The 23963-nt window shown below is 73.0% G+C and carries 21 protein-coding genes and 1 tRNA gene; 7 read left to right on the top strand and 15 right to left on the bottom strand.

The annotated features are described in order from the left end of the window. Positions 1–11: 11 nt before the first annotated feature. The 6 genes from pknB to ADK41_RS28970 all read right to left on the bottom strand — a co-directional run bounded on the left by pknB (position 12) and on the right by ADK41_RS28970 (position 8180). On the bottom strand, positions 12–2021 hold the full coding sequence (gene pknB, locus ADK41_RS29000; RefSeq protein WP_030820044.1) for a Stk1 family PASTA domain-containing Ser/Thr kinase: 2010 nt from the start codon (positions 2019–2021) through the stop codon (positions 12–14). Positions 2022–2189: 168 nt separating this feature from the next. Then, a complete protein-coding gene (locus ADK41_RS28990) occupies positions 2190–3656 on the bottom strand; it encodes a peptidoglycan D,D-transpeptidase FtsI family protein (protein WP_030820043.1) in 1467 nt (488 codons plus the stop codon). Beyond that, positions 3653–5101 (bottom strand): FtsW/RodA/SpoVE family cell cycle protein, encoded by a 1449-nt coding sequence (locus ADK41_RS28985; protein ID WP_030820042.1) that lies wholly within the window; start codon positions 5099–5101, stop codon positions 3653–3655. The genes ADK41_RS28990 and ADK41_RS28985 overlap by 4 nt, the downstream gene beginning before the upstream one ends. 27 nt (positions 5102–5128) lie before the next feature. Further along, on the bottom strand, positions 5129–6673 hold the full coding sequence (locus ADK41_RS28980) for a Stp1/IreP family PP2C-type Ser/Thr phosphatase (protein WP_037803525.1): 1545 nt from the start codon (positions 6671–6673) through the stop codon (positions 5129–5131). A 141-nt stretch (positions 6674–6814) separates the two neighbouring features. Then, a complete protein-coding gene (locus tag ADK41_RS28975) occupies positions 6815–7327 on the bottom strand; it encodes an FHA domain-containing protein FhaB/FipA (protein ID WP_030820039.1) in 513 nt (170 codons plus the stop codon). Positions 7328–7337: 10 nt separating this feature from the next. Then, positions 7338–8180, bottom strand: coding sequence for an FhaA domain-containing protein (locus tag ADK41_RS28970; protein WP_030820035.1), 843 nt, complete (start codon positions 8178–8180; stop codon positions 7338–7340). Between the two features lie 506 nt (positions 8181–8686). On the opposite strand from ADK41_RS28970, the gene ADK41_RS28965 reads away from it, so the two are divergent. After that, positions 8687–8770: transfer RNA gene (locus ADK41_RS28965), tRNA-Leu, on the top strand. A 324-nt stretch (positions 8771–9094) separates the two neighbouring features. On the opposite strand, the gene ADK41_RS28960 is transcribed toward ADK41_RS28965, so the two are convergent. Together ADK41_RS28960 and ADK41_RS28955 are read right to left on the bottom strand one after the other, a co-directional pair. Beyond that, positions 9095–11551 carry an ABC transporter permease gene (locus ADK41_RS28960; RefSeq protein WP_030820034.1) on the bottom strand — a complete coding sequence of 819 codons (2457 nt, stop codon included), beginning with the start codon at positions 11549–11551 and terminating at the stop codon, positions 9095–9097. Continuing rightward, complete coding sequence (locus ADK41_RS28955) at positions 11545–12291, bottom strand: ABC transporter ATP-binding protein (RefSeq protein WP_030820033.1); 747 nt, start codon at positions 12289–12291, stop codon at positions 11545–11547. The genes ADK41_RS28960 and ADK41_RS28955 overlap by 7 nt, the downstream gene beginning before the upstream one ends. Positions 12292–12473: 182 nt before the next feature. Between ADK41_RS28955 and ADK41_RS28950 the strand changes: the two genes are divergently transcribed. After that, on the top strand, positions 12474–13757 hold the full coding sequence (locus ADK41_RS28950) for a sensor histidine kinase (protein ID WP_234318588.1): 1284 nt from the start codon (positions 12474–12476) through the stop codon (positions 13755–13757). 23 nt (positions 13758–13780) lie between these two features. Next, complete coding sequence (locus ADK41_RS28945; protein WP_030820030.1) at positions 13781–14413, top strand: response regulator transcription factor; 633 nt, start codon at positions 13781–13783, stop codon at positions 14411–14413. A gap of 26 nt (positions 14414–14439) precedes the next feature. Here ADK41_RS28945 and ADK41_RS28940 read toward each other — a convergent pair whose 3' ends face one another. Further along, positions 14440–15366 (bottom strand): NAD-dependent epimerase/dehydratase family protein, encoded by a 927-nt coding sequence (locus ADK41_RS28940; RefSeq protein WP_030820028.1) that lies wholly within the window; start codon positions 15364–15366, stop codon positions 14440–14442. Then, positions 15363–16322: a ScbA/BarX family gamma-butyrolactone biosynthesis protein gene (locus ADK41_RS28935; protein ID WP_030820026.1), complete on the bottom strand. Its 960-nt coding sequence runs from the start codon at positions 16320–16322 to the stop codon at positions 15363–15365. Before ADK41_RS28935 ends, ADK41_RS28940 begins: the two co-directional genes overlap by 4 nt. A gap of 259 nt (positions 16323–16581) precedes the next feature. Between ADK41_RS28935 and ADK41_RS28930 the strand changes: the two genes are divergently transcribed. The 4 genes from ADK41_RS28930 to ADK41_RS28915 all read left to right on the top strand — a co-directional run bounded on the left by ADK41_RS28930 (position 16582) and on the right by ADK41_RS28915 (position 20185). Further along, complete coding sequence (locus ADK41_RS28930; protein WP_030820024.1) at positions 16582–17247, top strand: ScbR family autoregulator-binding transcription factor; 666 nt, start codon at positions 16582–16584, stop codon at positions 17245–17247. A gap of 129 nt (positions 17248–17376) precedes the next feature. Beyond that, positions 17377–18873, top strand: coding sequence for a DUF2252 domain-containing protein (locus ADK41_RS28925; RefSeq protein ID WP_030820021.1), 1497 nt, complete (start codon positions 17377–17379; stop codon positions 18871–18873). 90 nt (positions 18874–18963) lie between these two features. Continuing rightward, positions 18964–19803, top strand: a complete 840-nt coding sequence (locus ADK41_RS28920) for a J domain-containing protein (RefSeq protein WP_030820019.1) — start codon at positions 18964–18966, stop codon at positions 19801–19803. A 52-nt stretch (positions 19804–19855) separates the two neighbouring features. After that, complete coding sequence (locus tag ADK41_RS28915; protein ID WP_030820017.1) at positions 19856–20185, top strand: rhodanese-like domain-containing protein; 330 nt, start codon at positions 19856–19858, stop codon at positions 20183–20185. Between the two features lie 114 nt (positions 20186–20299). Here the strand turns inward: ADK41_RS28915 and paaE are convergent, their stop codons facing one another. From paaE to paaA, 5 genes are read right to left on the bottom strand one after another with little or no spacing between them, the layout of a single operon-like run. Continuing rightward, positions 20300–21358 (bottom strand): 1,2-phenylacetyl-CoA epoxidase subunit PaaE, encoded by a 1059-nt coding sequence (paaE, locus tag ADK41_RS28910; protein WP_030820015.1) that lies wholly within the window; start codon positions 21356–21358, stop codon positions 20300–20302. Then, positions 21358–21900 (bottom strand): 1,2-phenylacetyl-CoA epoxidase subunit PaaD, encoded by a 543-nt coding sequence (paaD, locus tag ADK41_RS28905; protein ID WP_030820013.1) that lies wholly within the window; start codon positions 21898–21900, stop codon positions 21358–21360. Before paaD ends, paaE begins: the two co-directional genes overlap by 1 nt. Beyond that, positions 21894–22631, bottom strand: a complete 738-nt coding sequence (paaC, locus tag ADK41_RS28900) for a 1,2-phenylacetyl-CoA epoxidase subunit PaaC (protein ID WP_030820011.1) — start codon at positions 22629–22631, stop codon at positions 21894–21896. Before paaC ends, paaD begins: the two co-directional genes overlap by 7 nt. Then, a complete protein-coding gene (paaB, locus tag ADK41_RS28895; protein WP_030820009.1) occupies positions 22628–22915 on the bottom strand; it encodes a 1,2-phenylacetyl-CoA epoxidase subunit PaaB in 288 nt (95 codons plus the stop codon). Before paaB ends, paaC begins: the two co-directional genes overlap by 4 nt. Next, positions 22912–23925 carry a 1,2-phenylacetyl-CoA epoxidase subunit PaaA gene (gene paaA / locus ADK41_RS28890; RefSeq protein WP_030820006.1) on the bottom strand — a complete coding sequence of 338 codons (1014 nt, stop codon included), beginning with the start codon at positions 23923–23925 and terminating at the stop codon, positions 22912–22914. Before paaA ends, paaB begins: the two co-directional genes overlap by 4 nt. Between the last annotated feature and the right edge of the window lie 38 nt (positions 23926–23963).

Raw genomic sequence — 23963 nt, 5'->3', positions numbered from 1 at the left:
GGTGCCGGGTGTCAGTCGCCCTCGCCGCCGGTGAGGCCGCCGAAGAAGCCGCCGCCGCCGTCGTTGCCCCCGTTGTTGCCGCCCTGCTGGCCGCCGAAGGCGAACAGGGTGACCTTGTCGCCCTTCTTGACCTGCTGGCCCTCCGACGGGCTGCTCCGGAACACCGTGGCGTTGTCGTCGCCCCCGCCCTCGATTTTCTCGAGCTGCAGACCCGCCTGGGCGAGGACCTGCTTGGCCTGGGCGACCGGCATCCCGGTGACCTTCGGCATGGCGAACGTCTCGTTCTTCGGCGCCTTGGCGATCTTGATCGTGACGGTGCTGCCGCGGTCGATGTCCGTGCCCGGGGCGAAGCTCTGCTCGAAGACGGTGCCCTCGGCCTGGGCCGTGGACTCCTCCTCCGTCTGGGCTCCGAGCACCAGCCCCTTCGACTCCAGCAGCTGCTTGGCCACGTCGGGGGTCTTGCCCAGGAGGCTGGGGACGGTCACCTGGGCCGTCTCCTTGGCGACGGTGAGCGTGACCGTGGACCCCTTCTCCTTCGAGGTGCCGCCCGCGGGGTCCTGGGAGAGCACCGTGTCCGGCGTCTGGGTGGACTCCTCGGTCTTCTGCTCGACCTCGAAGCCCTTCTCCTTCAGGGTTTCCTCCGCGGCGTCGAAGGCGAGGCCCTCGACGTCCGGGACCTCGACCTTCGGCGCGCCGGTGGAGACCGTCAGGGTGACGGTGGAGTCCTTGTCGACCTCGGTGCCCGCCTTGGGGTCCTGGTCGCAGATCTTGCCCTTGCTCTGGTCCTCGCAGGGCTCCTCTTTGAAGGTGAGCTGCAAGTCGCCGTTGACGGCTTGTTGTTCGGCGTCCGCTTTGGTCGCGCCGATGAAGTTCGGGGTCTCGACCTTGCCGTTGTCCACACCGCCGCTGCCGCTGATGGCCCAGCGGCCGATCAGGATGGCGCCGATGAGGACCAGGACGCCCGCCACGACCAGCAATATCGTCGAGGTGTTGTTCTTCTGCGGCTGGCGTCGCCGGCTCTGGCGGTCGTCGTAGCCGAAGCCGCCGTCGTCCGGGTTCATGGGCGGCAGCATCGAGGTGGCCGCCCCGGCGCCGGCGTCCTGGCGCAGGGCCGTCGTCGGCTGTTCGTCGGGGTAGCCGCCGTAGCCGACCGCGCCCAGGGCGGCGGTCGCCGCGACGGGCTGGCCGTCGAGGCAGGCCTCGATGTCGGCGCGCATTTCGTCGGCCGACTGGTACCGGTAGTCGGGGTCCTTGACCAGCGCCTTCAGCACGATCGCGTCCATCTCGGGCGTGATCTCGGGGTCGAAGACGCTCGGTGGCTGCGGTTCCTCCCGTACGTGCTGGTAGGCGACCGCGACCGGGGAGTCGCCCACGAAGGGCGGCCGGACGGTCAGCAGCTCGTACAGCAGGCAGCCGGTGGAGTACAGGTCGGACCGGGCGTCGACCTGTTCGCCCTTGGCCTGCTCCGGCGAGAGGTACTGCGCGGTGCCGATGACGGCCGCGGTCTGGGTCATCGTCATGCCGGAGTCGCCCATCGCGCGGGCGATGCCGAAGTCCATGACCTTGACCTGGCCGTTGCGCGTCAGCATGACGTTGGCCGGCTTGATGTCGCGGTGGACGATGCCGGCCCGGTGGGAGTACTCCAGGGCCTGGAGGATGCCGATGGTCATCTCCAGCGTCCGCTCCGGCAGCAGCTTGCGGCCGCTGTGCAGGAGCTCGCGGAGCGTGGAGCCGTCGACGTACTCCATGACGATGTACGGGATCGACACGTTGTCGATGTAGTCCTCGCCCGTGTCGTAGACCGCGACGATCGCGGGATGGTTGAGCGAGGCGGCCGACTGGGCCTCCCGGCGGAACCGGGCCTGGAAGGACGGGTCGCGCGCGAGGTCCGCGCGCAGCGTCTTCACCGCCACCTGGCGCCCGAGCCTGGTGTCATGCGCGTGATAAACCTCCGCCATGCCACCACGGCCGAGCACCGGGCCCAGCTCGTACCGGCCGCCGAGGCGACGCGGCTCTTCCATAGCTACTACCAGCCCTCTCCGTCGGTCCCGGGCGGCACACTCGTGCCGCCGGAGGCTGCCGTCCGGGCCTACCGTACCCGGCTCTTTTTGTGTGACCTGGCCAAGTACGTCAGCCGATACGGGACCGGTACCGCAACGTGCACCGATGTGAAGCGGACGTGACCGGGGTCACTGCTTGCCCTTGAGGACCGCCTCCATGACGGCCTTGGCGATCGGTGCGGCCAGGCCGCCGCCGGAGATGTCGGCGCCGGTCGCGTTGCTGTCCTCGACGACGACGGCGACGGCGACCGGGGAGCCCCCGTCGGTCTTGGCGTACGAGATGAACCAGGCGTAGGGCGTGCCGCTGTTGTTGACGCCGCGCTCGGCGGTACCGGTCTTGCCGCCGACGGTGACGCCGTCGATCTTGGCGTTGCCTCCGGTGCCCTCCTCGACGACGGTCTCCATCATCTCCTGGATCTTCTGGGCGTTCTCCGAGGAGAGGGGCTGGGACAGCTCCTGCGGTTCGGTCGTCTCGATGGTGTCCAGGTTCGCGGCCTTGAGCTGGTCGACCATGTACGGCTTCATCAGCTTGCCGTCGTTGGCGATGGCGGCGGTGATCATGGCCATCTGGAGCGGGGTGGCGCGGTTGGACGCCTGGCCGATGCCGGCCATGGCGTTCTGCGACCTGTTGTCCTCGGGGAAGACGCTCTCGGCGGCGCGGACGGGGGTGTCCAGCTCGGGGTTGTTGTAGCCGAACTTCTCCGCGTACTCGATCATCTTCTCGTTGCCGACCTCGTGGCTGAGCTTGCCGAAGACGCTGTTGCAGGAGACCCTGAGGGCCTCGCGCAGGGAGGCGTTCTCACATTGGATGCTTCCGTGGTTCCGCAGGGGCGTGGTGGTGTCCGGCATGATCCACGGTTCCGGCGTGTCGGTCTTGGCGTCGATGTCGTCGACCAAGCCCTCCTCCAGCGCCGCCGCGGCGGTGACCACCTTGAAGGTGGAGCCCGGCGAGTAGGTCTCGCGCAGTGCCCGGTTCAGCATCGGGTCGTCGGGGTTGTTCTTCTTCTGGACTTCCTGCCAGGCCTTGGCGTCCTCGTTGGAGGCCCCGGCGAACTTCGACGGGTCGTACGACGGCGTGGAGGCCAGCGCCAGGATCTTGCCGGTCGTCGGGTCGATCGCGGCGACGGCGCCCTTCTTGTCGCCGAGGCCGTTGTACGCGGCCTTCTGCGCGGCGGCGCTGAGGGTGGTGACGACGCTGCCGCCCTCCTTCGGCTTGCCCGTGATCATGTCGAGGGTGTTGCGGAAGAAGAGCCGGTCGTCGTTGCCGGTGAGGATGCCGTCCTCCAGCTTCTCCAGCTGGGTGGAGCCGAAGGCCTGGGAGGAGTAGCCGGTGACGGGCGCCCACATGGCGCCGTCGGTCCAGGTGCGCTTGAACTTGTAGTCGCCGCTCTTGGACTCGACGGACTCGGTGATGGCCTTGCCGTCGACGATGATGTTGCCGCGCGGGGTGGCGTAGCGCTCGATGCTGACGCGGCGGTTGTCGTCGTCGGAGGCCAGCTCGTCGGCCTGGACGTACTGCAGCCAGTTGCCCCGGACGAGCAGGGCGAGGATGAGGAGGCCGCAGAAGATCGCGACCCGGCGCAGGGGCTTGTTCACGGGCGGACCACCTGGGTCATCTCGACGTCGGGGTTGGTGGCGGGGGCGGGCGCCGGGCGGCGGGCGGTGTCGCTGATCCTGAGCAGGATGCCGATCAGTGCCCAGTTGGCGATGACGGAGGAGCCGCCGTACGCCAGGAACGGCATCGTCATACCGGTCAGCGGGATCAGGCCCATGACGCCGCCGGCGACGACGAAGACCTGGAGCGCGAAGGCGCCGGACAGGCCGATGGCGAGCAGCTTGCCGAACGGGTCGCGGGCGGCGAGGGAGGTGCGCACGCCGCGCTCCACGATCAGCGCGTAGAGCAGGAGCAGCGCCATGACGCCGGCCAGGCCCAGTTCCTCGCCGAAGGTGGCGAGGATGAAGTCGGAGTTGGCGGCGAAGCCGATGAGGTCGGAGTTGCCCTGGCCCCAGCCGGTGCCGAGGGTGCCGCCGGAGCCGAAGGCCCACAGGGCCTGCATGGCCTGCTCGGAGTGGAGGATGCCGTCCTGGACCCCGGCGCGGCTGAGCTCGAACTCGTGCATCGGGTCGAGCCAGGCCTGCACACGCGTCTGGATGTGCGGCTCGAAGCTCGCCACGCCGACGGCGCCGACCGCGGACATCAGCAGGCCGAAGACGATCCAGCTGGTCCGCTCGGTGGCGACGTACAGCATGATCACGAACATGCCGAAGAACAGCAGCGAGGTGCCGAGGTCGGTCTCGAAGACCAGGATCAGGATGGAGATGATCCAGACGACGATGATCGGGCCGAGGTCGCGTCCGCGGGGCAGGTAGAGCCCCATGAAGCGGCGGCTGGCGAGGGCGAGGGCGTCGCGTTTGACCATGAGGTAACCCGCGAAGAAGACCGCGAGGACGATCTTGGCGAACTCGCCGGGCTGGAGGGTGCCGAGACCGGGGATCTTGATCCAGATCTTGGCGCCGAAGTTGTCGTGGCCGATACCCGGTACCAGCGGCAGGAGCAGCAGGACCAGCGCGCCGGCCATGGAGATGTAGGTGTAGCGCTGCAGGACGCGGTGGTCCTTGAGGAAGAACACCACGGCCACGAACAGGCCGACGCCGAGCGCGGAGTACATCAGCTGGCGCGGCGCCGCCTCGACGAACGTGCTGTGCGCCTGCAGTCGCTTCGACTGGTCCAGGCGCCAGATGGCGACCAGGCCGATGCCGTTGAGCAGGGTGGCCAGCGGCAGCATCAGCGGGTCCGCGTAGGGCGCGAACTTCCGTACGGCGAGGTGACCGACGCCCGCCATCAGGCCGAGACCGATGCCGTAGCTCAGCAGCCCGGTGGGCATCTCGTCGTTGATGGCCAGCCCTACGTTGGCGTAGGCGAAGACCGGGATGACGACGGCGAACACCAGGAGCGCGAGCTCGGTGTTGCGGCGGCTGGGCGCGCCGATCGCGCCGATCGTGGACGTGTGCTGCGTCGACGGGTTGGTAGTACTGCTCATCGTGTGACAGGGCCTCTCACGGCTTGCCTACTGCTTACCGCACAGCGAGACGACCTTCTGCTCCTCCTCCGAGAGGCTGGGGCCGGGGCTGGGGGTGGGTGCGGCGGTCGTGGACGGGGGCGTGGACTGCTCCGGGGCCTCCGCCGAGCCCGAGGGGTTCGGCGTCGGCGAGGCCTTGGACGTGAAGGAGGCGGGTGTGGTTCCCGCGGTGCCTCCGGCCTCGCCCTCGCCGGTCTTCGCGTTCTTCTCGCTCTCGGCCGCGCGCCGTTCGACCTGCTTCTTGCACGCGGAGGCCTGTACCGACAGTTCCTCGATCTTCGCGCGGGCGCCGTAGAGGTCGCCTTCGGCGATGGTCGCCTCGACCAGCTTCCGCTGGTAGGGCGGCAGGTACTTGAGTTCGATCTCGGGGTGGTCCTTCTCGATCTTGGAGAGGGAGACCCAGGCCAGGTCCTGGTTGATGCCCCGGTACAGCGCGACGTGCTCGCCCTCGGCGCCGACGTAGTACTGCGTCTGGGTCCAGCGCCAGCCGCCGTACAGGCCGCCGCCGAGGACGGCGAGCGTGAGCAGGCTGTAGACGGACCGCTTGAGCCAGCGGCGGTTCTTGCGGGGTTTGACGAAGTCGTCGTCGCCGTAGGCGAAGCCGTCGGTGGGGATGAAGCCGGTGATGTCGCCGCTGCCGGGCGGGCCGAACTCGCCCCCGCCGCCCTCCTGGCGCCGGCGGCCGAGGCCGGAGGCGCGGCCGGCGGGGGTCTGCATGATGCCGTTGTCGTTCGGCTGGTTCTGGTTCTCGGCCACGGCGCCGACCACGACCGGGGTGTCGGACAGCTGCCCGGCGAGGGTGTCGCCGGTGTCGAGGTCCAGGACGTCGGCGACGATCACGGTGATGTTGTCGGGGCCGCCGCCGCGCAGGGCCAGCTCGATCAGGTTCTGGACGGTCTCCTCGGGTCCCTGGTAGCCGGCCAGGGCCTCCTCGAGGGTCTGGTGGGAGACCACGCCGGACAGGCCGTCGGAGCAGATCAGGTACCGGTCGCCGGCCCGGACCTCGCGGATGGACAGGTCGGGTTCGACGTGTTCGCCGCTGCCGAGGGCCCGCATGAGCAGGGAGCGCTGCGGGTGGGTGGTGGCCTCCTCCTCGGTGATGCGGCCCTCGTCGACCAGACGCTGCACCCAGGTGTGGTCCTGGGTGATCTGGGTGAGGACGCCGTCGCGCAGGAGGTAGGCGCGGGAGTCGCCGACGTGCACCATGCCGAGGCGCTGGCCGGTCCACAGCAGGGCGGTCAGGGTGGTGCCCATGCCCTCGAGCTGGGGGTCCTCCTCGACCATCATGCGCAGCTGGTCGTTGGCGCGCTGGACGGCGGTGCCGAGCGAGGTGAGCAGGTCGGAGCCGGGGACGTCGTCGTCGAGGGCGACGATGGTGGAGATCGCCTCGGAGGAGGCGACCTCGCCGGCGGCGGCGCCGCCCATGCCGTCGGCGATGGCGAGCAGCCGCGGACCGGCGTAACCGGAGTCCTCGTTGCCCTCCCGGATCATGCCTTTGTGCGATCCGGCGGCGAAGCGCAGAGAGAGACTCATGCGCACCTCGCCCGTCGGCTCCGGGTACAGCCGGTCGTGTCGAGCCACACTGCCCACCCTCCGGTCGGGAGCGCGCCGGGACCCTGGTTGGGGCCCCCCGCCGCGTGCTCGCTCCGCTCGCGCTCATTCATTGGTGTAGCACTACTTCCGCAGCTCGATGACGGTCTTGCCGATGCGGATCGGTGCGCCCAGCGAAATCGGCGTGGGGGTCGTCAGCCGGGTCCGGTCCAGGTAGGTGCCGTTGGTGGAGCCCAGGTCCTCGACGATCCACTGGCCGTCGCGGTCCGGGTAGATCCTGGCATGGCGGCTGGAGGCGTAGTCGTCGTCCAGCACGATCGTGCTGTCGTGCGCCCGGCCCAGGGTGATGGTCTGGCCCTGGAGGGCGACGGTGGTGCCGGTGAGGGTGCCCTCGGTCACGACCAGCTTGGTGGGAGTGTTGCGGCCGCGGCGTCCGCCGCCGGACTGCTGGCGCTGCGGCGGCGGCGCCTGGCGGGCGGCGGCCTGCTGCGCCCGGCCGGCGTCCCGCCGTGATCCGCGCTGGGTGACACGAGTGCCGAACAGGTCACTCCGGATGACCTGCACGGCCACGATCACGAACAGCCACAGTACGGCCAGGAACCCCAGCCGCATGACCGTGAGGGTCAGCTCTGACATTGCCCCCGCTTCACCCTTCGGCTTGCCTATAGATAACGGTGGTGCTGCCCACGACGATCCGCGAGCCGTCGCGGAGCGTAGCGCGGGTGGTGTGCTGCCCGTCCACCACGATGCCGTTGGTGGATCCGAGATCCTGGATCGTCGAGGGCGTTCCGGTCCGGATCTCGCAGTGCCGGCGGGAGACGCCGGGGTCGTCGATCCGCACGTCGGCTTCGGTGCTGCGGCCCATCACGAGGGTGGGGCGGGAGATTTGGTGGCGGGTGCCGTTGATCTCGATCCAGTAGCGGGTGCGTCCGCCGGCCGCGGGGGCGGCGGGGGGCCGCTGGCCGCCCGCCGGCTGCGGGTAGCCGTAACCGCCGCCGGGCGGCGGTGCGGCCGGCATGGGCGGGGCGCCCGCGGCGCCGGCCGGCGGGTAGCCGTAGCCGCCGGGCCGGCCGGCCGGCGGTGCGCCGCCGGGGGCCCCGGGGGTCTGGCCGGAGGAGGAGGCGAGCGTGCGGCTGCGGACCCGGTACAGGCCGGTGTCGAGGTCCTCCGCCTTCTCCAGGTGCACCTTGATGGGGCCCATGAAGGTGTAGCGCTGCTGCTTGGCGTAGTCGCGCACCATGCCGGCGAGCTCGTCGCCGAGCTGGCCGGAGTACGGGCTGAGCCGCTCGAAGTCCGGGGTGCTCAGTTCGACGATGAAGTCGTTGGGTACGACGGTGCGGTCGCGGTTCCAGATGGTGGCGTTGTTGTCGCACTCCCGCTGGAGCGCTCCCGCGATCTCCACGGGCTGCACCTCGGACTTGAACACCTTGGCGAAGGTGCCGTTGACCAGACCTTCGAGACGCTGCTCGAACTTCTTCAGGACTCCCATGGGGCACCTCCTCCGTCGCTGCCGTCCTGTGCACTGCCCGGCGCACCGTTTCGTGCGCCGCCTACCTGGTACTGCTTACTGATCGTATCCACGCGCCGGTCGATCGGCTGGTTCCCCCTGTCGGCCCGGTCGACGGGTGTCGACGCCTGACGAAGTTCCCTCCGGAGCCCCTCTTCGAACTCCTTCGGCCGTGCTCGTGCGCGTCGTTCTGCCATGGATCGTAGAGGGGGCCGAAGACCAGTGTCCCGCACCCGGCTGTGGACTCCGTCCGGCTCCTGGACAGACGGGTGCTACCGGTACGAGGTTGATACGTGAAGCGGTCACCCTCGCGACACCGGAGGCCGCGGGGAGGCCGGCCCGGGGGATCCGGGCTCGTCGGGGCCGGTGGCGGGCGGTGGGGCGGTCGCGGGGAAAGGGATGTGAATCCATCCCGACCAGCGTGCTAATGTTCTGGGTGTCGGAAGGCGCAGGGCCCCAAGGGGCAGGGCGCGGAAGACACACCCAATGCGCGGGTGGCGGAATAGGCAGACGCGCTGGATTCAGGTTCCAGTGCCCGCAAGGGCGTGGGGGTTCAACTCCCCCCTCGCGCACACCGTCGAACGGGCGGCATCCATCGGATGCCGCCCGTTTCGCGTGCTCGGGGCGGGTGCGGCGGCGGGGCGGCGTGTGAGGAACATCTCATGATCCTTTTCGTCGTGGAGTGGTGTGCCGGCCGTCTCCGGGACATGGGGCGAGGGCCTCCGGGATGCCCCAGGAAGGGTGCGGGGAGGCCCTCGGAAGGGCGCGGGGAGAGCGTCGGCGGACACCCGGAACGGGCCTCGCCGGCTCATTCGCGGATGCCCGCCGGTTCCGGTGCGGGCTTCGCGGGGCTCATTCGCGGATGCCCGCCGGTTCCGGTGCGGGCTTCGCGGGGCTCATTCGCGGACGGCCGCCGATTCCAGTGCGGGCCGGCGCAGGGCGAGGGCGGTGGGGACGACCGCGGAGGCCGTGGCGAGGACGGCGCAGGCGGCCGTGACGGCGGCCAGGGCGGGCCAGGGGAGAGCGATCGCGGCGGGGGCCGAGAGCAGGGCCAGCGCTCCCCCCATGCCGGCCAGGTTGAGCGCGGCCACGGCCAGGCCCAGCACCGCGCCGGCCGCGACCACCGTCAGCGACTCCGCGGCCACCATGCGCAGCACCTGCCACCGCGTGGCCCCGGCCAGCCGCAGGACCGCGAACTCGCGCACCCGGTCGGAGACCGCCATGGCCATGGTGTCGGCCAGGGAGACGCCCGTGTAGAGCAGGGCGATGCCGAGGACCAGCAGGAGGCCGTGACGGGTGGCGCCTTCGCTCCCGGGGTCCGGGGCGGCCGCCCACCGGTCCCCGGTGCGGACCCGGCCGCCGGCGGGCCGCACCGCACGCTCCAGGCCGGCGGCCACCGCGCGCGCGTCGGCGCCGTCCGCGAGGGCGACGTCCACCCGGTCCACGCGCGCGCCCGGCGCGTTGGCCGGGGTGACGTAGACGCCGTTGTCGCCGGTGCCGGTGGCCATCACCGCGGCGATCCGCAGCGTCCGCTCCGTGCCGTCCCCGAGCCACACCCGCACGCGCTGCCCGACCGTGTGCCGCTCCCACTCCTCGTTGACGACGACCGAGCCGTCGTCGAGGCCGGTGACCTTGCCCGCGGTGAGCGGCAGCCGCGCGGTGGCCGCCAGCGCCCCGGGGTCGACGGCCCGGGCCTCGGACCTGATCAGCGCCGTGCCCTCCTCCAGGACGTACACCGCGCTCGGCGCGCTCGCCGACACCCGCGCGCCGGGCACCGCGCGCAGCCGGTCCAGGGTCCGCGCGTCGAAGGCCCCGTCCCCCGCGGCCGTGACGACGAACGCCGCGGTGGTCCGCTCCCGCGTCTCGGCGGCCCCGGCCCGCTCCAGGGTGGCGGTGGCGCCGAGCAGCGAGCCCGCGAGGGCGACCATGACCAGCACGGGCGCCGCGACCGCGGCGGTACGGCGTGCCCCGGCGGCCGTGTTCTCGCGCACCAGCATGCCGACCGCCCCCGGCAGCCGGGCCGGGAGCCGGGCGAGGAGCCGGGTCAGCGGGCGCGTCACCGCAGGGGCGAGCAGCGCGGCGGCCGTGATCAGCAGCATGGGCCGGCTGACGTAGGTCTTGCGGTGCAGCAGGTCGCCCGGATCGTCGAGCAGCGCCACGGCGAGCGTCGCCCCGGCGGTCAGCAGCAGGGCCGTGCCGCACAGCCACCGCCCCCGCGTCATGCCCCCGCCGTCGGCGGACGCCTCGCGCAGCGCCTGGACGGGGCTCGTGCGTCCCGCCCGCCAGGAGGCCGCGACGGCGCCGCTCAGGGCGACGAGGAGCCCCGTCCAGAACGCCAGGTGGTACGGCCAGCGCGCGTCGCCGATGGCGAACCAGCCCGGCGCCAGCTCCACGTCGACCACCCACGCGGCCAGTGCGGGCGCCGCGCACCCGCCGAGCGCGCAGCCGGCGGCCGAGGCGAGCGCCCCGACCAGCAGGGCCTCGCAGAGCACCGTGCGCCGCAGCCGGCCCGGGGTGGCCCCCGCGGAGCGCAGCAGCCCGAACTCGCGGCGCCGCCGGTCGACCGTGAAGGCGAAGGTGGACGCCACCACGAACACCGAGACGAAGGCGGAGACGCCGCCCGCCGTGCCGAACAGGGCGTTCATCGCGGTCAGCGTCTCGCTGTCGCGCCCGGGATCGGCGTCGGCGTACCGGCGGTCGTCCCCGGTGAGGACCCGGACGCCCGCGGCCTCGCGCACCGTCTCCCGTACGGCCGCCGGGTCGGCGTCCACGACCAGCTGGACGACGGCCGGGGAGAGCGCGGCGGCGCGCGCGTCGGTGTGGAAGACGGCGTGCTCGAAGCCGCGGTCGGCCACGGTGCCCACGACCCGTACGGCGCCGTGTTCCGTGCGCACCCGGGCGCCGGGCCGCGCCCAGTCGCCGCTGACGACGACCTCGTCGTCCGTGCGGGGCGCACGGCCCGTCTCGATCTCGTACGGGGCGAACGCGGCGGTGGACCAGGGGTGGCCGGTGAGGTCGCCGGGGCCGCCCTCCGCGCGGACGGGGTAGGAGCGGTCCTCGACGACCGTGCCGAGCCGGCGCAGCTTCGCGACGGTCGCCGCCGGCACCGGGCGCGGGTGCGCCAGTTCCTCGGTCCGGTCGCCGTTCGGGGTCGGTACGCGCAGGGTGTCCGCGCCCTTGACCACGACCGGGGCGGCGGCGAACCGCTCCGGCCTTCGCGTGGGGGCCTCCTGGGAGGAGGCGAGGGCGAGTCCCATGACGGTGAGGAGGGCCACGCCCAGCGCGAGGGCGGTGAAGCCGCCGGCGAAGGCGGTCCACCGGGCGCGCAGGGTGTGCAGGGCGAGGCTCAGCACGGCGGGGCCTCCAGACCGGTCATCCGCGTGGCGACGGCGTCGGCGTCCGCCCCGGCCGGCTCGCCGTGGACGCGGCCGTCGACCAGGAAGACCACGCGGTCGGCGCGGGAGGCGGCCACCGGGTCGTGGGTCACCATGACGACCGTTTGCCCCTCGTGGTCGGCCATGCCGCGCAGCAGCGTGAGCACCTCGTGGCCGGTGCGGGAGTCCAGCGCGCCGGTCGGTTCGTCGGCGAACAGCACGTCGGGGCGGGTGATCAGGGCGCGGGCCAGCGCTATGCGTTGCTGCTGCCCGCCGGACAGCTCGGCCGGCCGGTGCCGGGCGCGGTCGCCGAGGCCGACCCGGTGGAGCGCCTCACGGATCCGGGCCCGCGGCACGCGCCGGCCGGCCAGCCGCAGCGGGAGGGCGACGTTCTGCTCGGCGGTCAGCGCCGGCAGCAGGTTGAACGCCTGGAAGACGAAGCCGATCCGGTCCCGGCGCAGCAGGGTCAGCCGTCTCTCACCGAGCCCGGTCAGCTCGGTGCCGCCGACGGTGACCGAGCCCGAGGTGGGCCGGTCGAGCCCGGCGGCGCACTGCAGCAGCGTCGACTTGCCGGAGCCGGACGGGCCCATCACGGCGGTGAAGCTCCCGCGCGGGAAGGCGAGGGAGACCTCGTCCAGCGCGTTCACCGCGCCGTCGCCCGACCCGTACCGCCGGCTCACCCGACGCAAGGCGACCGCGTCGCCGTTCCTCTGGCTCATGTGCCCCACTCCCCTGTCCGGGCCCGGTCGTCGCCGGGCTGGTCGTCCGAGGGAGACGAAACCGTCCGGGAGCCGGTCGGCGCAGTGCGGCAGGGGCGAGAGAAAAGGTGGGGCCAGGCATACCCCGAAACCTCCGCCCAGGCCGATGGCCCGGCGCGGCGCGGGCTTCTACGGTGATCCGCATGCAGCCCCGGAATCCCTGGCAGGCCATGTCCCGTCCCGGTTACGCGCTGTCGCCGTGGCCATGGCGCTCGGCCGGATACCTGCTCACCGGCGCGGTGACCGGCGCGGTCGTGCTCGTGGGCATCGTGGTGTCGGTGGTGGCCGGCGGGGTGCTCGCGCTCGTCCTGGTGGGGTTCGTGCTGCTGCTCGGCACCGCCCTCGCGGGCATACCGGTGGCCCGGCTGGAGCGGTGGCGGCTGCGGCTGGTCGACCGCGATCCGGCGCCCGACCCGCACCTGCCGCCCGCCGCCCCAGGCCTGCGGGTCTGGCTGACCGCCCGGCTGCGGGAGCGGGCCACCTGGCGGGAGCTCGGTCACGCCCTGCTGTGCGCGGGCCTGCTGTGGCCGGTCGACGCCCTCGCGCTCACGGCCGGCCTGCTCCTCCCGGCGGCCGTGACCGCCACCCCGTTGCTGATGGCCACGGCCGGGGACGGCAGGGAGGCGAAGGTCCTCAAACTGTGGACGGTCACCACCTGGCCGGCGGCGGTGGCCGCCGCCCTGCTCGGGATCGTCCTGTTCGCCCTGGGCGCCTACCTGCTGGGGGTCGCGGCGGGCGCCCGCGCGGGGCTGACCCGGCTGCTGATCGCCCCGCGCGAGACCGGTCTGGAGGCCAGGGTGACCGAACTGACCCGGTCCCGGGTGCGGCTGGTGGAGGCCTTCGAGGCGGAACGGCGGCGCATCGAGCGCGATCTGCACGACGGGGCCCAGCAGCGTCTGGTCGCCCTGACGATGACGCTGGGCCTGGCCCGCCTGGACGCGCCGCCCGGACCGCTCGCCGACCGGCTCGCCAGGGCCCATGACGAGGCGGGCCGGGCGCTGCGGGAGCTGCGGGAGCTCATCCACGGCATCCACCCCCAGGTCCTCGCCGACTACGGGCTCGGGGCCGCGGTCGCCGACGCCGCCGACCGGTCCGCCGTACCCGTGGACGTGGACCTGGAGCTCCCCGGCCGGCTGCCCACGCCGGTCGAGGCCGCCGCGTACTTCGTGGTGTGCGAGGCGCTCGCCAACGTCGCCCGGCACAGCGGGGCGAGCCGCGCGCGGGTGGACGGCGGGCACCGCGACGGGCGGCTGCTGCTGGAGGTCCGTGACGACGGACGGGGCGGCGCACGGGCCGGGGCGGGCAGCGGGCTGACCGGACTCGCCGACCGGGTGTCGGTGCTCGATGGCAGACTCACCCTGTCCAGCCCGGTGGGTGGACCCACCCTGCTGCGTGTGGAGATCCCTTGCGCCCCTTGCTCCCCCTGACGGACGGCCGGCCACTGCGCGTGGTGCTGGCCGAGGACAGCGTGCTGCTGCGGGAGGGCCTGATCGGGCTGCTCCAGCGGTGCGGGCACGAGGTCGTCGCGGCGGTCGGCGACGCCGAGGCGCTGGTCGCCGAGGTCGGCGGGCACGCACCCGACGTCGTGGTGACGGACGTCAGGATGCCCCCGGGCTTCCAGGACGAGGGCCTGCGCGCGGCCGTGCGGCTGCGTGCCGAGCGGCCCACGCTGCCCGTTGTGGTGCTCAGCCAGTACGTGCAGCGCCGGTACGCCTCCGACCTGCTGGACTCCGGCGACGGCACCGGCGTCGGTTATCTGCTCAAGGACCGGGTCGGCCAGGTCGAGGAGTTCGTGACCGCGCTGAGCCAGGTCGCGGACGGCGGCACGGTGGTCGACCCCGAGGTCGTGCGGCAGTTGCTGCGCCACCGCCGTGACCCGCTGGAGCGGCTGTCCCCGCGGGAGCGGGAGGTGCTGGAGCTGATAGCGCAGGGCAGGTCCAACGGTGCGATCGCCCGTGAGCTGGTGGTGTCGGAGGCCGCCGTCGGCAAGCACGTCGGCGGCATCTTCACGAAGCTGGACCTGCCGGTGACGGACGGGACGCATCGGCGGGTCCTCGCGGTGCTGGCCTATCTGCGGGCGTGACCGCGCAAACCGGCCATGCGGTTTTCTCACCGGCCGGTCGTCATATGCGACCGGTACCAGGGCGCCGACCGCGCGAACGCACGGGCGAAGCCCTCACCCGGTGAGCAGTCCAGGTCCTTCCAGAAGCCGTCGTCCGCGAACCAGTGGTCCACGGCGAGCATGTCCAGGTGGTGCAGGGCGCGCGGGGACCCCGCGGCCCGGACGCGGGCGGTGGCCATGTCCACCCGGGCGCCGTCGCCGGGCCGTTCCACCCGCTCGCACACGGCCGCGAGCAACTCCGAGGCGGGGACGGGCTCCGGGTGGGCCACGTAGTGGGCGCCGGGGCCGTGGTGGGGGGACAGCGCCGCGGCGACGACCGCCCGGCCCAGGGTGTCGACGTCGATCATCGACTGGAGCGCCCCGCAGCCGGACACGGTCGCGGACAACTCCCGCAGCAGCCCCACCAGCCCGGGGATCACCCAGCGGTCGCCCGCACCGTGGACCAGGTGCGGGCGCAGCACCAGGCCGCCCGCGTCGAGGACGTGCCGTTCGGCCGCCGCGCGGGTGCGGCTGGTGGCGGAGACGGGTGCGATCGGGGCCTCGCCGGGCCGTACCCCCCGGAAGGGGCCCCGGCCGTGGACGGCGGCGGTGCTCACGTAGACGATCCGGCGCACTCCGCCGCGCACGGCCTCCTCCACCAGGGCCTTGGTGCCGAGGTCGTTGACCGCGGCGGCGGACTCCGGGGCGCCGCCCACCTGGGAGGCGCAGTGGACGAGGACGTCGACGCCGGCGCAACCGCCGCGCAGGGTGCGCGGGTCGGCGAGGTCGCCGGGCACCGTCCCGGAGTCCGGCCGTCCGGTCGGCGTACGGCGGGACAGCACGCGGACGCGGACGCCGGGGCGTCCGCGGGCCGCTGCCGCGACCCGGCCGCCGATGAAGCCCGTCGCGCCGGTGATCAGGAGATCGACGGTCATGCCAGGGACCGTATCGGGGGTGTGGGCGCGCAGATGAGGGTGGCGGCGAAGACGGGCCGGCCGGTCTGTGCGCCCGACACCCGCACCGTCACCTCGTCCGCGCCCTTGTCGAGCACTTCGGTGTAGATCCGGCAGGGGCTGTCCAGTTCGGCGTAGCGGCTGAAGGAGACGGTCAGTTCGGACGGCAGGAAGGGCAGCCGGCCCGAGGCCGCGGTCGCGGCCTGGCGGGCCGCCTCGAACAGGACCATGCCGGGGACGTGGTCGTTGGGGCGCGGGAAGAGGACCGGGTGACCGGTGTGCGCGCGCAGCAGCCAGGAGCCGGGCCGGTCCGCGGGGGCGAGGACGACGTCCTCCGCGCGGCGGCGGCCCACCAGTTCGGGCGACACCGGTTCCGGCAGCGGTATTCGGGCTCCCCGGAGGGCCAGTTGGCGTTCCCGCAGACGGCGGTAGGCGGCCGGGGAGGTGCAGCCGGTGCTGCCGGTGCCCCGGGCGACGAGACGTCCCGCGCGGCGGAACTCCATCGTCGTGCGCATGCCGCCCAGGCCCCGGCCCCGGCGGCGGACCTCGGAGCAGACGACGTCGACGGTGACCGGCTCGTCCGCGTCCGCGAGCAGCAGCCGGTCCGGGTCGGTGGAGATGTCCAGGTCCCGCATGACGAAGTGGGTGTCGGCGGGGGCGCCGAACTCCGCGTGGGCGAGGGCCATCGAGGCCTGACGCAACGTTTCACCGATGATCATCGGATCCTGGCGGCGGTCGTCGACGGGGCCGAAGAAGGAGTGGTCGGCGGGCCAGCGGGCGGTGACGCGGAAGCGGACGTCCGAGAGCCGGACCCACTCGACCGGGAAGACGTCCGCCGCGCGGGGACGGTGGGCGAGCTCCGTCGTGACGCGGGTGCGGGCACCGGGTCCGCCGGCGGTGTTTGCGGGCGAGCCCCGCTGTCCGGTCTGATCCTCCATGAGTGCGCTCCAGGAATCCGGCTGCGGCGTGAGGAACCCCCGGGAACGACGATCGAACCCCCGGTCGGTTCGCACTAAGATACGGACGAGTTGGTTTTTTTTCCAAGGGTGATCCACATCGCCGGAGACGAGCCCACGCGCCCGCACCAGCACGACGGACCGCATGACAGACCGCGCGGCGGCTGCACGGCGGCCCCACGCCGACCGCCTGGTGCGAACCGAGAGTTCCATGAGATCCACCCAGATCAGGAGGCACCCGATGGCGCGACAGGAGCGCGCGATCCGCACCCGGCGGACCATCCTGGAGGCGGCGGCGGCCGTCTTCGACGAACGCGGCTACACCTCGGCGACCATCGGGGAGATCCTGGAGCGGGCCGGGGTCACCAAGGGCGCGCTGTACTTCCACTTCGGCTCCAAGGAGGAGCTGGCGCTCGGCGTGTTCGAGGAGCAGCTGGCGATCTCCCTGCCGGCCCAGTCCAGCAAACTGCAGGAACTCGTCGACTCCGGCCTGGTGCTGGCGCTGCGGCTGCGGACCGAGCCGCTGGTGCGGGCCAGTGTCGGACTGGCCCTGGACCAGGGGGCGCTGGGGCTGGACCGCACTCCGGCGTTCGGCATGTGGATCGACCGGACCACCCGGACCCTGGCCGAGGCGAAGGCGGGAGGCGAACTGCTGCCGCACGTCGACCCGACGGAGACGGCGGAACTGCTGGTCGCGAGCTTCTCCGGGGTGCAGCTCCTGTCGCAGTTGCGCTGCCAGCGGCAGGACCTGGAGCACCGGGCCGCCGTGCTGTTCCATCACATGCTGCCGGGCGTGGCCGTGCCGGCCGTGCTGGCCCGGCTGGACATCTCCCACGACCGCGCCGGGCGGCTGCTCGCCGAGGAGCGGCTGCTGCCGACGGCGGGCGAGGTGGCGGAAGCCGGCTAGGGCCTGGACTTCTCCACACCGGGTGAGTCGTCCACAGGACCTGACGCTTTTCGGCCACCGGCTGTACGGTCGGCACGATCGATGTCGACGCGTGTGTACGGCACGTAGGGGTACGGGGAGGCGGTCGCCGTGGCCGAAGTCGTTGCCGGGACGTCCGGGACTCGCGAGTCCTCCGGCGTGGCCGGAACCGGTGGTGTGACGGGTACGGGCGGTACGGCCGGGACCGGCGGCACGGACCCGGTGCGGCGGCTGCCGCGGGTCCCGGGATTCGCCGAGTGGCCCACCGGGGGCAGCCCCAGGAGGGAGGGCAAGGCCCTGCGCGGGCAGGTGCCCCGCGCGGCGCACGCCACCCTCGGCCCGGACGCCTCCCGCCCCGACGCCGTGAGCGCCGTCGAGGAGTCCAGCCGGGGCCGGCTGCCCGAGCTCGCACCGATCCGGGTGGGCAGGATGGCGGCGACACCGTTCGCCTTCCTGCGCGGATCGGCGGGCCTGATGGCGTACGACCTGGCCCGCACGCCGATCACCCGCATCGGCGCCCAGATCTGCGGCGACGCCCACGCGGCGAACTTCGGTCTCTACGGCGACGCGCGCGGCGGACTGGTCATCGACCTGAACGACTTCGACGAGACGGTGCACGGCCCTTGGGAATGGGACCTCAAGCGGCTCGCCACCTCCCTGGTGCTCGCCGGGCGCGAGGCCGGCGCGGACGAGGCCACCTGCCGCGCCGCGGCCCACGACACCGTGGGCGCCTACCGCCGTACGATGCGGCTGCTGTCCAGGCTGCCGGCGCTGGACGCCTGGAACGCCATCGCGGACGAGGAGCTGGTCTCCCACACCGACGCCCACGACCTGCTGGGCACCCTGGAGCGGGTCTCCGAGAAGGCCCGCGCGAACACCAGCGGCCGGTTCGCGGCCAAGTCCACCGAGGCGACCGGGGACGGCGGACGCCGCTTCGTCGACGCGCCGCCGGTGCTGCGCCGCATACCGGACGGCGAGGCCGCCGCGGTGGCCGCCTCGCTGGAGCGGTACCTCGGCACGCTCCCGCCGGACCGCCACCCGCTGCTGGCCCGGCACGCGGTGCACGACGTGGCGTTCCGCATCGTCGGCACCGGCAGTGTGGGCACCCGCTCGTACGTGGTGCTGCTCCTCGACCACCGGGGCGAGCCCCTGGTCCTCCAGGTGAAGGAGGCCCGCCCCTCGGCGCTGGCGCCGCATCTGGCGGCGGTGGGGTTCGACGTCCCCGAGGCGGGCCACGAGGGCATGCGGGTGGTCCACGGCCAGAAGCGGATGCAGGTCGTGAGCGACAGCCTGCTGGGCTGGACGACGGTCGACGGCCGCCCCTACCAGGTGCGCCAGTTCCGCAACCGCAAGGGCAGCGTCGACCCGGCCGCGCTGGCCGCCGACCAGGTCGACGACTACGCCCGGATGACCGGCGCCCTGCTGGCCCGCGCGCACTCCCACAGCGCCGACCCCCGTCTGATCGCCGGCTACTGCGGCAAGAACGACGAACTGGACGAGGCGGTGGCGGCCTTCGCCGTCGCCTACGCCGACCGCACCGAGGCGGACCACACGGACCTGGTGACCGCGGTGCGGTCGGGACGGATCGCGGCGGAGACGGGGGTGTGAGCGGGTCTCCGGGGCCGGCGCGCGTCTTCGGCCGGGGAGCGCGCCGCCGCGGCGGGGCGTGCCGTCCGGCGGGTGGCCTACGCTGTCCGGGTGACGACCTCGGAAGGTGAGCAGAGTGGCGGCGCCGGCGCGGAGCAGACCCCCGGCGGCGGTGGTGCGGCGCGGCCCGAGGAGCGGCTGGAGCAGGCCGTGCGCGCGGCCGAGCAGGCGCTGATCGAGTTCGAGATCGCCGTGGAGACCTTCCGCGTCGAGGTCGAGAACTTCTCCCGGCTGCACGAACAGAAGCTCGGCCCGGTGTACGCCCGGCTCGAGGAACTGGACGCCCGGATCCTGGAGGCCAGGGCCGCCCGCAGCGACGACCCCGAGGACCGGCGCCGGGCCGACGAGGCGCGCGCCCGGCTGATGCCCATCCCCGGCGTCGAGGAACTGCTCAACGGCTGGATGGACGGCGACGGTCTCTTCCCCGAGGCCACCGCCATGCTCACCGACCAGCCGGTGCGGCCCCCGCAGCGGGTGCGGCCCAGCGAGGAGGCCCGCAAGCTCTACCGCGACCTCGCCCGCAAGGCCCACCCGGACCTGGCGCAGGAGGACAAGGAACGCGCGCGCCGCGAGGAGTTCATCACCCGCGTCAATGCCGCCTACGCCCGCGGCAGCGAGGCCGAGCTGCGTGAACTCGCCGAGGGGTGGGCCGCGGGACCGGAGCTGAAGCGCGTCCCGAGCGCCGGCGAGGAGCTCTACGCCCGCCTCGAATGGCTTGCCCGGCGCAAGGAACTGCTCACGCTGGTCGCCAGGGAACTGGAGGAGGGCGCCATCGGTTCGATGCTTCGCCTCGCCCCCGACGACCCCGACCGGCTGCTCGAGGAGATCGCCGAGCGGCTGTGGACCCAGGTGACCGAACGCGAGGCGGAGCTGGCGGCGCTGCTGGTCTGAGCCGGTACCCGCCCGGTCGGGTAGCGTCGGGGGCATGAGTTTTGGAGCTGGTGTGCCCACGGTCCGGGTCGCGGACCTTAAGGACGGCGACTTCCTGCTGGACGTCCGCGAGGACGACGAGTGGAAGGCCGGTCACGCCGCGGGGGCGCTGCACATCCCCATCAGCGAGTTCGTGGCCCGCTACGGCGAGCTGACCGAGGCCGCCCCGCAAGACGGCCGGGTGCACGTCATCTGCCGCTCCGGCGGACGGTCGGCGCAGGTCACCATGTATCTGGCCCAGCAGGGCGTCGACGCCGTGAACGTGGACGGCGGCATGCAGGTGTGGGAGGCCTCCGGACGTCCCGTCGTCACCGACGACGGGACGCCGGGGCACGTGCTGTAACACCCCGGCGAACATCCGCCGCCCGCCGTCCCACCGGGCGAGGGGCCCGGGTGGGTTCCGCGTGGCCCCGGCCCGCCGGACGTCGGCCGGGGCGGGCGATGCGGGCCGGGGCTCCTACCGGTCGAAGTCCAGCTCCACCCGCTCCGTCACCGGATGCGACTGGCAGGCCAGGACATAGCCCGCCTGCGTCTCCTCCGACTCCAGCGCGAAGTTGCGGTCCATCCGCACCTCGCCCGAGACGAGGAAGGCGCGGCAGGTGCCGCACACCCCGCCCTTGCAGGCGTAGGGCGCGTCGGGCCGGTTGCGCAGCACCGTGTCCAGCAGGGACTCCCCGTCCTGGACGGGCCAGGTCCCGCCGCGTCCGTCGAGCCGGGCGGTGACCGTGCCGTTCGCGGGCGCGGGCGCCGTGGCGACGGTCGTCGTACCGGCGTCCACGTGGAAGATCTCCTGGTGGATGCGGGAGCGCGCCACACCCAGCCCGCGCAGCGCCCGCTCGGCTCCTTCGACCAGTCCGTACGGCCCGCACAGGAACCAGCCGTCCACCTCTCCCACGGGCAGCAGGACCGGCAGCAGCCCGGTCAGCCGCTCCTGGTCCAGCCGGCCGGACGGCAGTCCCGCCTGCTGCTCCTCCCGGGAGAGCACCGTCACCAGCTGGAGCCGCTCGGGGTAGCGGTCCTTCAGGTCGGCGACCTCCTCCAGGAACATCGTCGAGGCGGTCGTCCGGTCGCTGCGGATCAGGCAGAACCGGGCCCGCGGCTCGCGCGCGAGGAGGGTCGAGACGATCGACAGCACCGGCGTGATGCCGCTGCCGCCGACGATCGCCGCGTACCGGCCGGGCGCGGGAGGGAGGGTGAAGCGGCCGGCCGGGGTCATCACCTCCAGCTCGTCGCCGAGGGCGATCTCCTTGAGCGCGTACGTGGAGAAGGCGCCGCCCTCGACCAGCCGCACGCCGACCCGGAGGGTGCTCGGCGCCTTGCCCTCGGGCGCGGGGGAGCAGATGGAGTAGGTGCGCCGGATGTCCTCGCCGTCCGCGACGCGCCGCAGGGCCAGGTGCTGGCCGGGGGCGTACCGGTACTCCTCGGCCAGGTGCGGGGGGACGGTGAGGGTGAGGGCGACGGAGTCGTCGGTGAGCCGGTCGACCGCGGCCACCCGGAGCCGGTGGAAGCGGGCCATCACAACTCCTTGAAGTGGTCGAACGGTTCACGGCAGGCCAGGCAGCGGCGCAGTGCCTTGCACGCGGTGGACGAGAAGCGGCTGAGCAGTTCGGTCTCGGCGGAGCCGCAGTGCGGGCAGCGGACGGGCAGCGGCTCGTCCCCCGGCCGGGTCGCGCGGGTGCGCGTCGGGCCCAGCTCCACCCCGACCGGGCCGGAGGCCGTGCGTGCGCGCGGCGGGGCGATGCCGAACTCCCTCAGTTTGCGGCGCCCTTCGTCCGTGATGTCGTCGGTCGACCAGGCGGGCGCGAGCACCCTGCGCACGGTGACCTCGCGCACCCCGTGCTCGCGCAGCACCCGCTCGATGTCCAGGCTCATCGCCTCGACGGCCGGGCAGCCGGTGTACGTCGGGGTCAGCTCGACCTCGACGGCGTCCGTGCCGTGCGCGTGCACGGCGCGCACGACGCCCAGCTCGCGCAGGGTCAGCACGGGCAGTTCGGGATCGGGTACCGAGCCGGCGAGCTCCAGGAGTTCGGCCTCCAGCGGGGTGAGGGTGGTCACCATGTCGCCCCCGGATGGCTGCGGTGCAGATGCTGCATCTCGGCGAGCATCCGGCCGAAGGACTCGGTGTGCAGGCCCTGACGGCCCGCACCGGCCGCCCACGCTCCCGTGCGCGGGCCCTCGGGCACCGTGAGGGTGGCCCGGCGCAGCACCTCGCCGATCCGCTCCAGCCAGGCCGCCTCCAGGCCGGGCCAGTCGACGTCCAGGCCCTCGACGGGCTGGAACATCTCGCCGGTGTGGCGCCACAGCGCGTCCACGGCCCGCTGCATCCGCGCACGGCTCTCGTCCGTGCCGTCGCCGAGCCGCAGCGTCCACTGCTCGGCGTGGTCGCGGTGGTAGGCGGTCTCCTTGACCGCCTTGCCGGCCAGCGGCGCGAACGGGCCGTCGCCGGAGGCCAGTTCGCCGTAGAGGAGGTACTGGTGGGCGGAGAAGTACAGCTGGCGGGCGATGGTGTGGGCGAAGTCGCCGTTCGGCTGTTCCACCAGCTGGAGGTTGCGGAAGGCGCGCTCCTCGCGCAGATAGGCCAGTTCGTCCTCGTCGCCCACCATCGACAGCAGCACCCGGGCCTGGCCCAGCAGGTCCAGCGCGATGTTGGCGAGGGCGAGCTCCTCCTCCAGCACGGGGGCGTGACCGGCCCACTCGCCCAGACGGTGGGAGAGCACCAGCGCGTCGTCGCCGAGGGCGAGCGCGGCGGCCGTGTGGGCGGCGGCGCCCTTGGCGGGGGTCGTCGTCACAGGTGCCGCACCCCCTCGGGGATCTCGTAGAACGTCGGGTGCCGGTAGGGCTTGTCGGCGGCCGGTTCGAAGAACGGGTCCTTCTCGTCGGGTGAGGAGGCGGTGACCGCGGACGACGGGACGACCCAGATCGAGACGCCCTCGCCGCGCCGGGTGTACAGATCGCGGGCATTGCGCAGGGCGAGCTCCGCGTCCGGCGCGTGCAGGCTGCCGGCGTGGGTGTGGGACAGTCCGCGGCGTGAGCGCACGAAGACCTCCCACAGGGGCCAGTCGGTGTGGGTCATGCTCGTACCGCTCCTGTCTCGCCGTTCGTGTGCTTGGCGGCGTGGGCCGCCGCGGCCTCCCTGACCCAGGCGCCCTCCTCGTGGGCCTGCCTGCGCCGGGTCAGCCGCTGTTCGTTGCACGGCCCGTTGCCCTTGAGGACGTCCCAGAACTCCGACCAGTCGATCGCGCCGAAGTCGTGGTGCCCGCGCTCCTCGTTCCACTTCAGGTCCGGGTCGGGAAGCGTCAGGCCGAGCGACTCGGCCTGGGGGACGCAGATGTCGACGAAGCGCTGGCGCAGCTCGTCGTTGGAGTGCCGCTTGATCTTCCAGGCCATCGACTGCGCGGAGTGCTGGGACTCGTCGTCGGGCGGGCCGAACATCATCAGTGACGGCCACCACCAGCGGTCCACCGCGTCCTGCGCCATCGCGTGCTGCTCCGGTGTGCCCTTGCTGAGGGCCAGCAGCAGCTCGTAGCCCTGGCGCTGGTGGAAGGACTCCTCCTTGCAGACGCGGACCATCGCGCGCGCGTAGGGGCCGTAGGAGCAGCGGCACAGGGGCACCTGGTTGGTGATCGCCGCTCCGTCCACCAGCCAGCCGATGGCGCCGACGTCCGCCCAGGTCAACGTCGGGTAGTTGAAGATCGAGGAGTACTTCTGGCGGCCGGAGTGGAGCTTGTCGAGCAGCTCGTCGCGGCTGGCGCCGAGGGTCTCGGCGGCGCTGTACAGATACAGGCCGTGCCCGGCCTCGTCCTGCACCTTGGCCATCAGGATCGCCTTGCGGCGCAGCGAGGGCGCGCGGGTGATCCAGTTGGCCTCCGGCTGCATGCCGATGATCTCGGAGTGCGCGTGCTGGGCGATCTGCCGGACGAGCGTGGCCCGGTAGGCGTCCGGCATCCAGTCGCGCGGCTCGATCCGCTCGTCGGCGGCGACGGCCGCGTCGAAGGCGCGCGCGTGGCCGGCGGTGTCGTCGGCGCCGGCCGGTGCGTCGTACGCCTGGCTGCCGGCCGTATCGCGGGCGGCTGCTGTCGCCATGAGGTCCCCCTCGACTGGATGCTTCCCGGAGCACGCTC

The organism is Streptomyces caelestis, from assembly GCF_001279005.1.
Classification (GTDB): domain Bacteria; phylum Actinomycetota; class Actinomycetes; order Streptomycetales; family Streptomycetaceae; genus Streptomyces; species Streptomyces heliomycini.
This window is presented reverse-complemented; position numbering and strand designations above follow the sequence as displayed.

Excerpts from the sequence above, each read along its gene's own strand:
- ADK41_RS28935 (WP_030820026.1), bottom strand. The coding sequence starts at position 16,322 with ATGGAGGATCAGACCGGACAGCGGGGCTCGCCCGCAAACACCGCCGGC.
- ADK41_RS28970 (WP_030820035.1), bottom strand. The coding sequence starts at position 8,180 with ATGGGAGTCCTGAAGAAGTTCGAGCAGCGTCTCGAAGGTCTGGTCAAC.
- ADK41_RS28980 (WP_037803525.1), bottom strand. The coding sequence starts at position 6,673 with ATGAGTCTCTCTCTGCGCTTCGCCGCCGGATCGCACAAAGGCATGATC.
- ADK41_RS28955 (WP_030820033.1), bottom strand. The coding sequence starts at position 12,291 with ATGAGCCAGAGGAACGGCGACGCGGTCGCCTTGCGTCGGGTGAGCCGG.
- ADK41_RS28985 (WP_030820042.1), bottom strand. The coding sequence starts at position 5,101 with ATGAGCAGTACTACCAACCCGTCGACGCAGCACACGTCCACGATCGGC.
- ADK41_RS28975 (WP_030820039.1), bottom strand. The coding sequence starts at position 7,327 with ATGTCAGAGCTGACCCTCACGGTCATGCGGCTGGGGTTCCTGGCCGTA.
- ADK41_RS28930 (WP_030820024.1), top strand. The coding sequence starts at position 16,582 with ATGGCGCGACAGGAGCGCGCGATCCGCACCCGGCGGACCATCCTGGAG.
- pknB (WP_030820044.1), bottom strand. The coding sequence starts at position 2,021 with ATGGAAGAGCCGCGTCGCCTCGGCGGCCGGTACGAGCTGGGCCCGGTG.
- ADK41_RS28950 (WP_234318588.1), top strand. The coding sequence starts at position 12,474 with ATGCAGCCCCGGAATCCCTGGCAGGCCATGTCCCGTCCCGGTTACGCG.
- paaB (WP_030820009.1), bottom strand. The coding sequence starts at position 22,915 with ATGACCCACACCGACTGGCCCCTGTGGGAGGTCTTCGTGCGCTCACGC.
- ADK41_RS28940 (WP_030820028.1), bottom strand. The coding sequence starts at position 15,366 with ATGACCGTCGATCTCCTGATCACCGGCGCGACGGGCTTCATCGGCGGC.
- paaE (WP_030820015.1), bottom strand. The coding sequence starts at position 21,358 with ATGGCCCGCTTCCACCGGCTCCGGGTGGCCGCGGTCGACCGGCTCACC.
- paaA (WP_030820006.1), bottom strand. The coding sequence starts at position 23,925 with ATGGCGACAGCAGCCGCCCGCGATACGGCCGGCAGCCAGGCGTACGAC.
- paaD (WP_030820013.1), bottom strand. The coding sequence starts at position 21,900 with ATGGTGACCACCCTCACCCCGCTGGAGGCCGAACTCCTGGAGCTCGCC.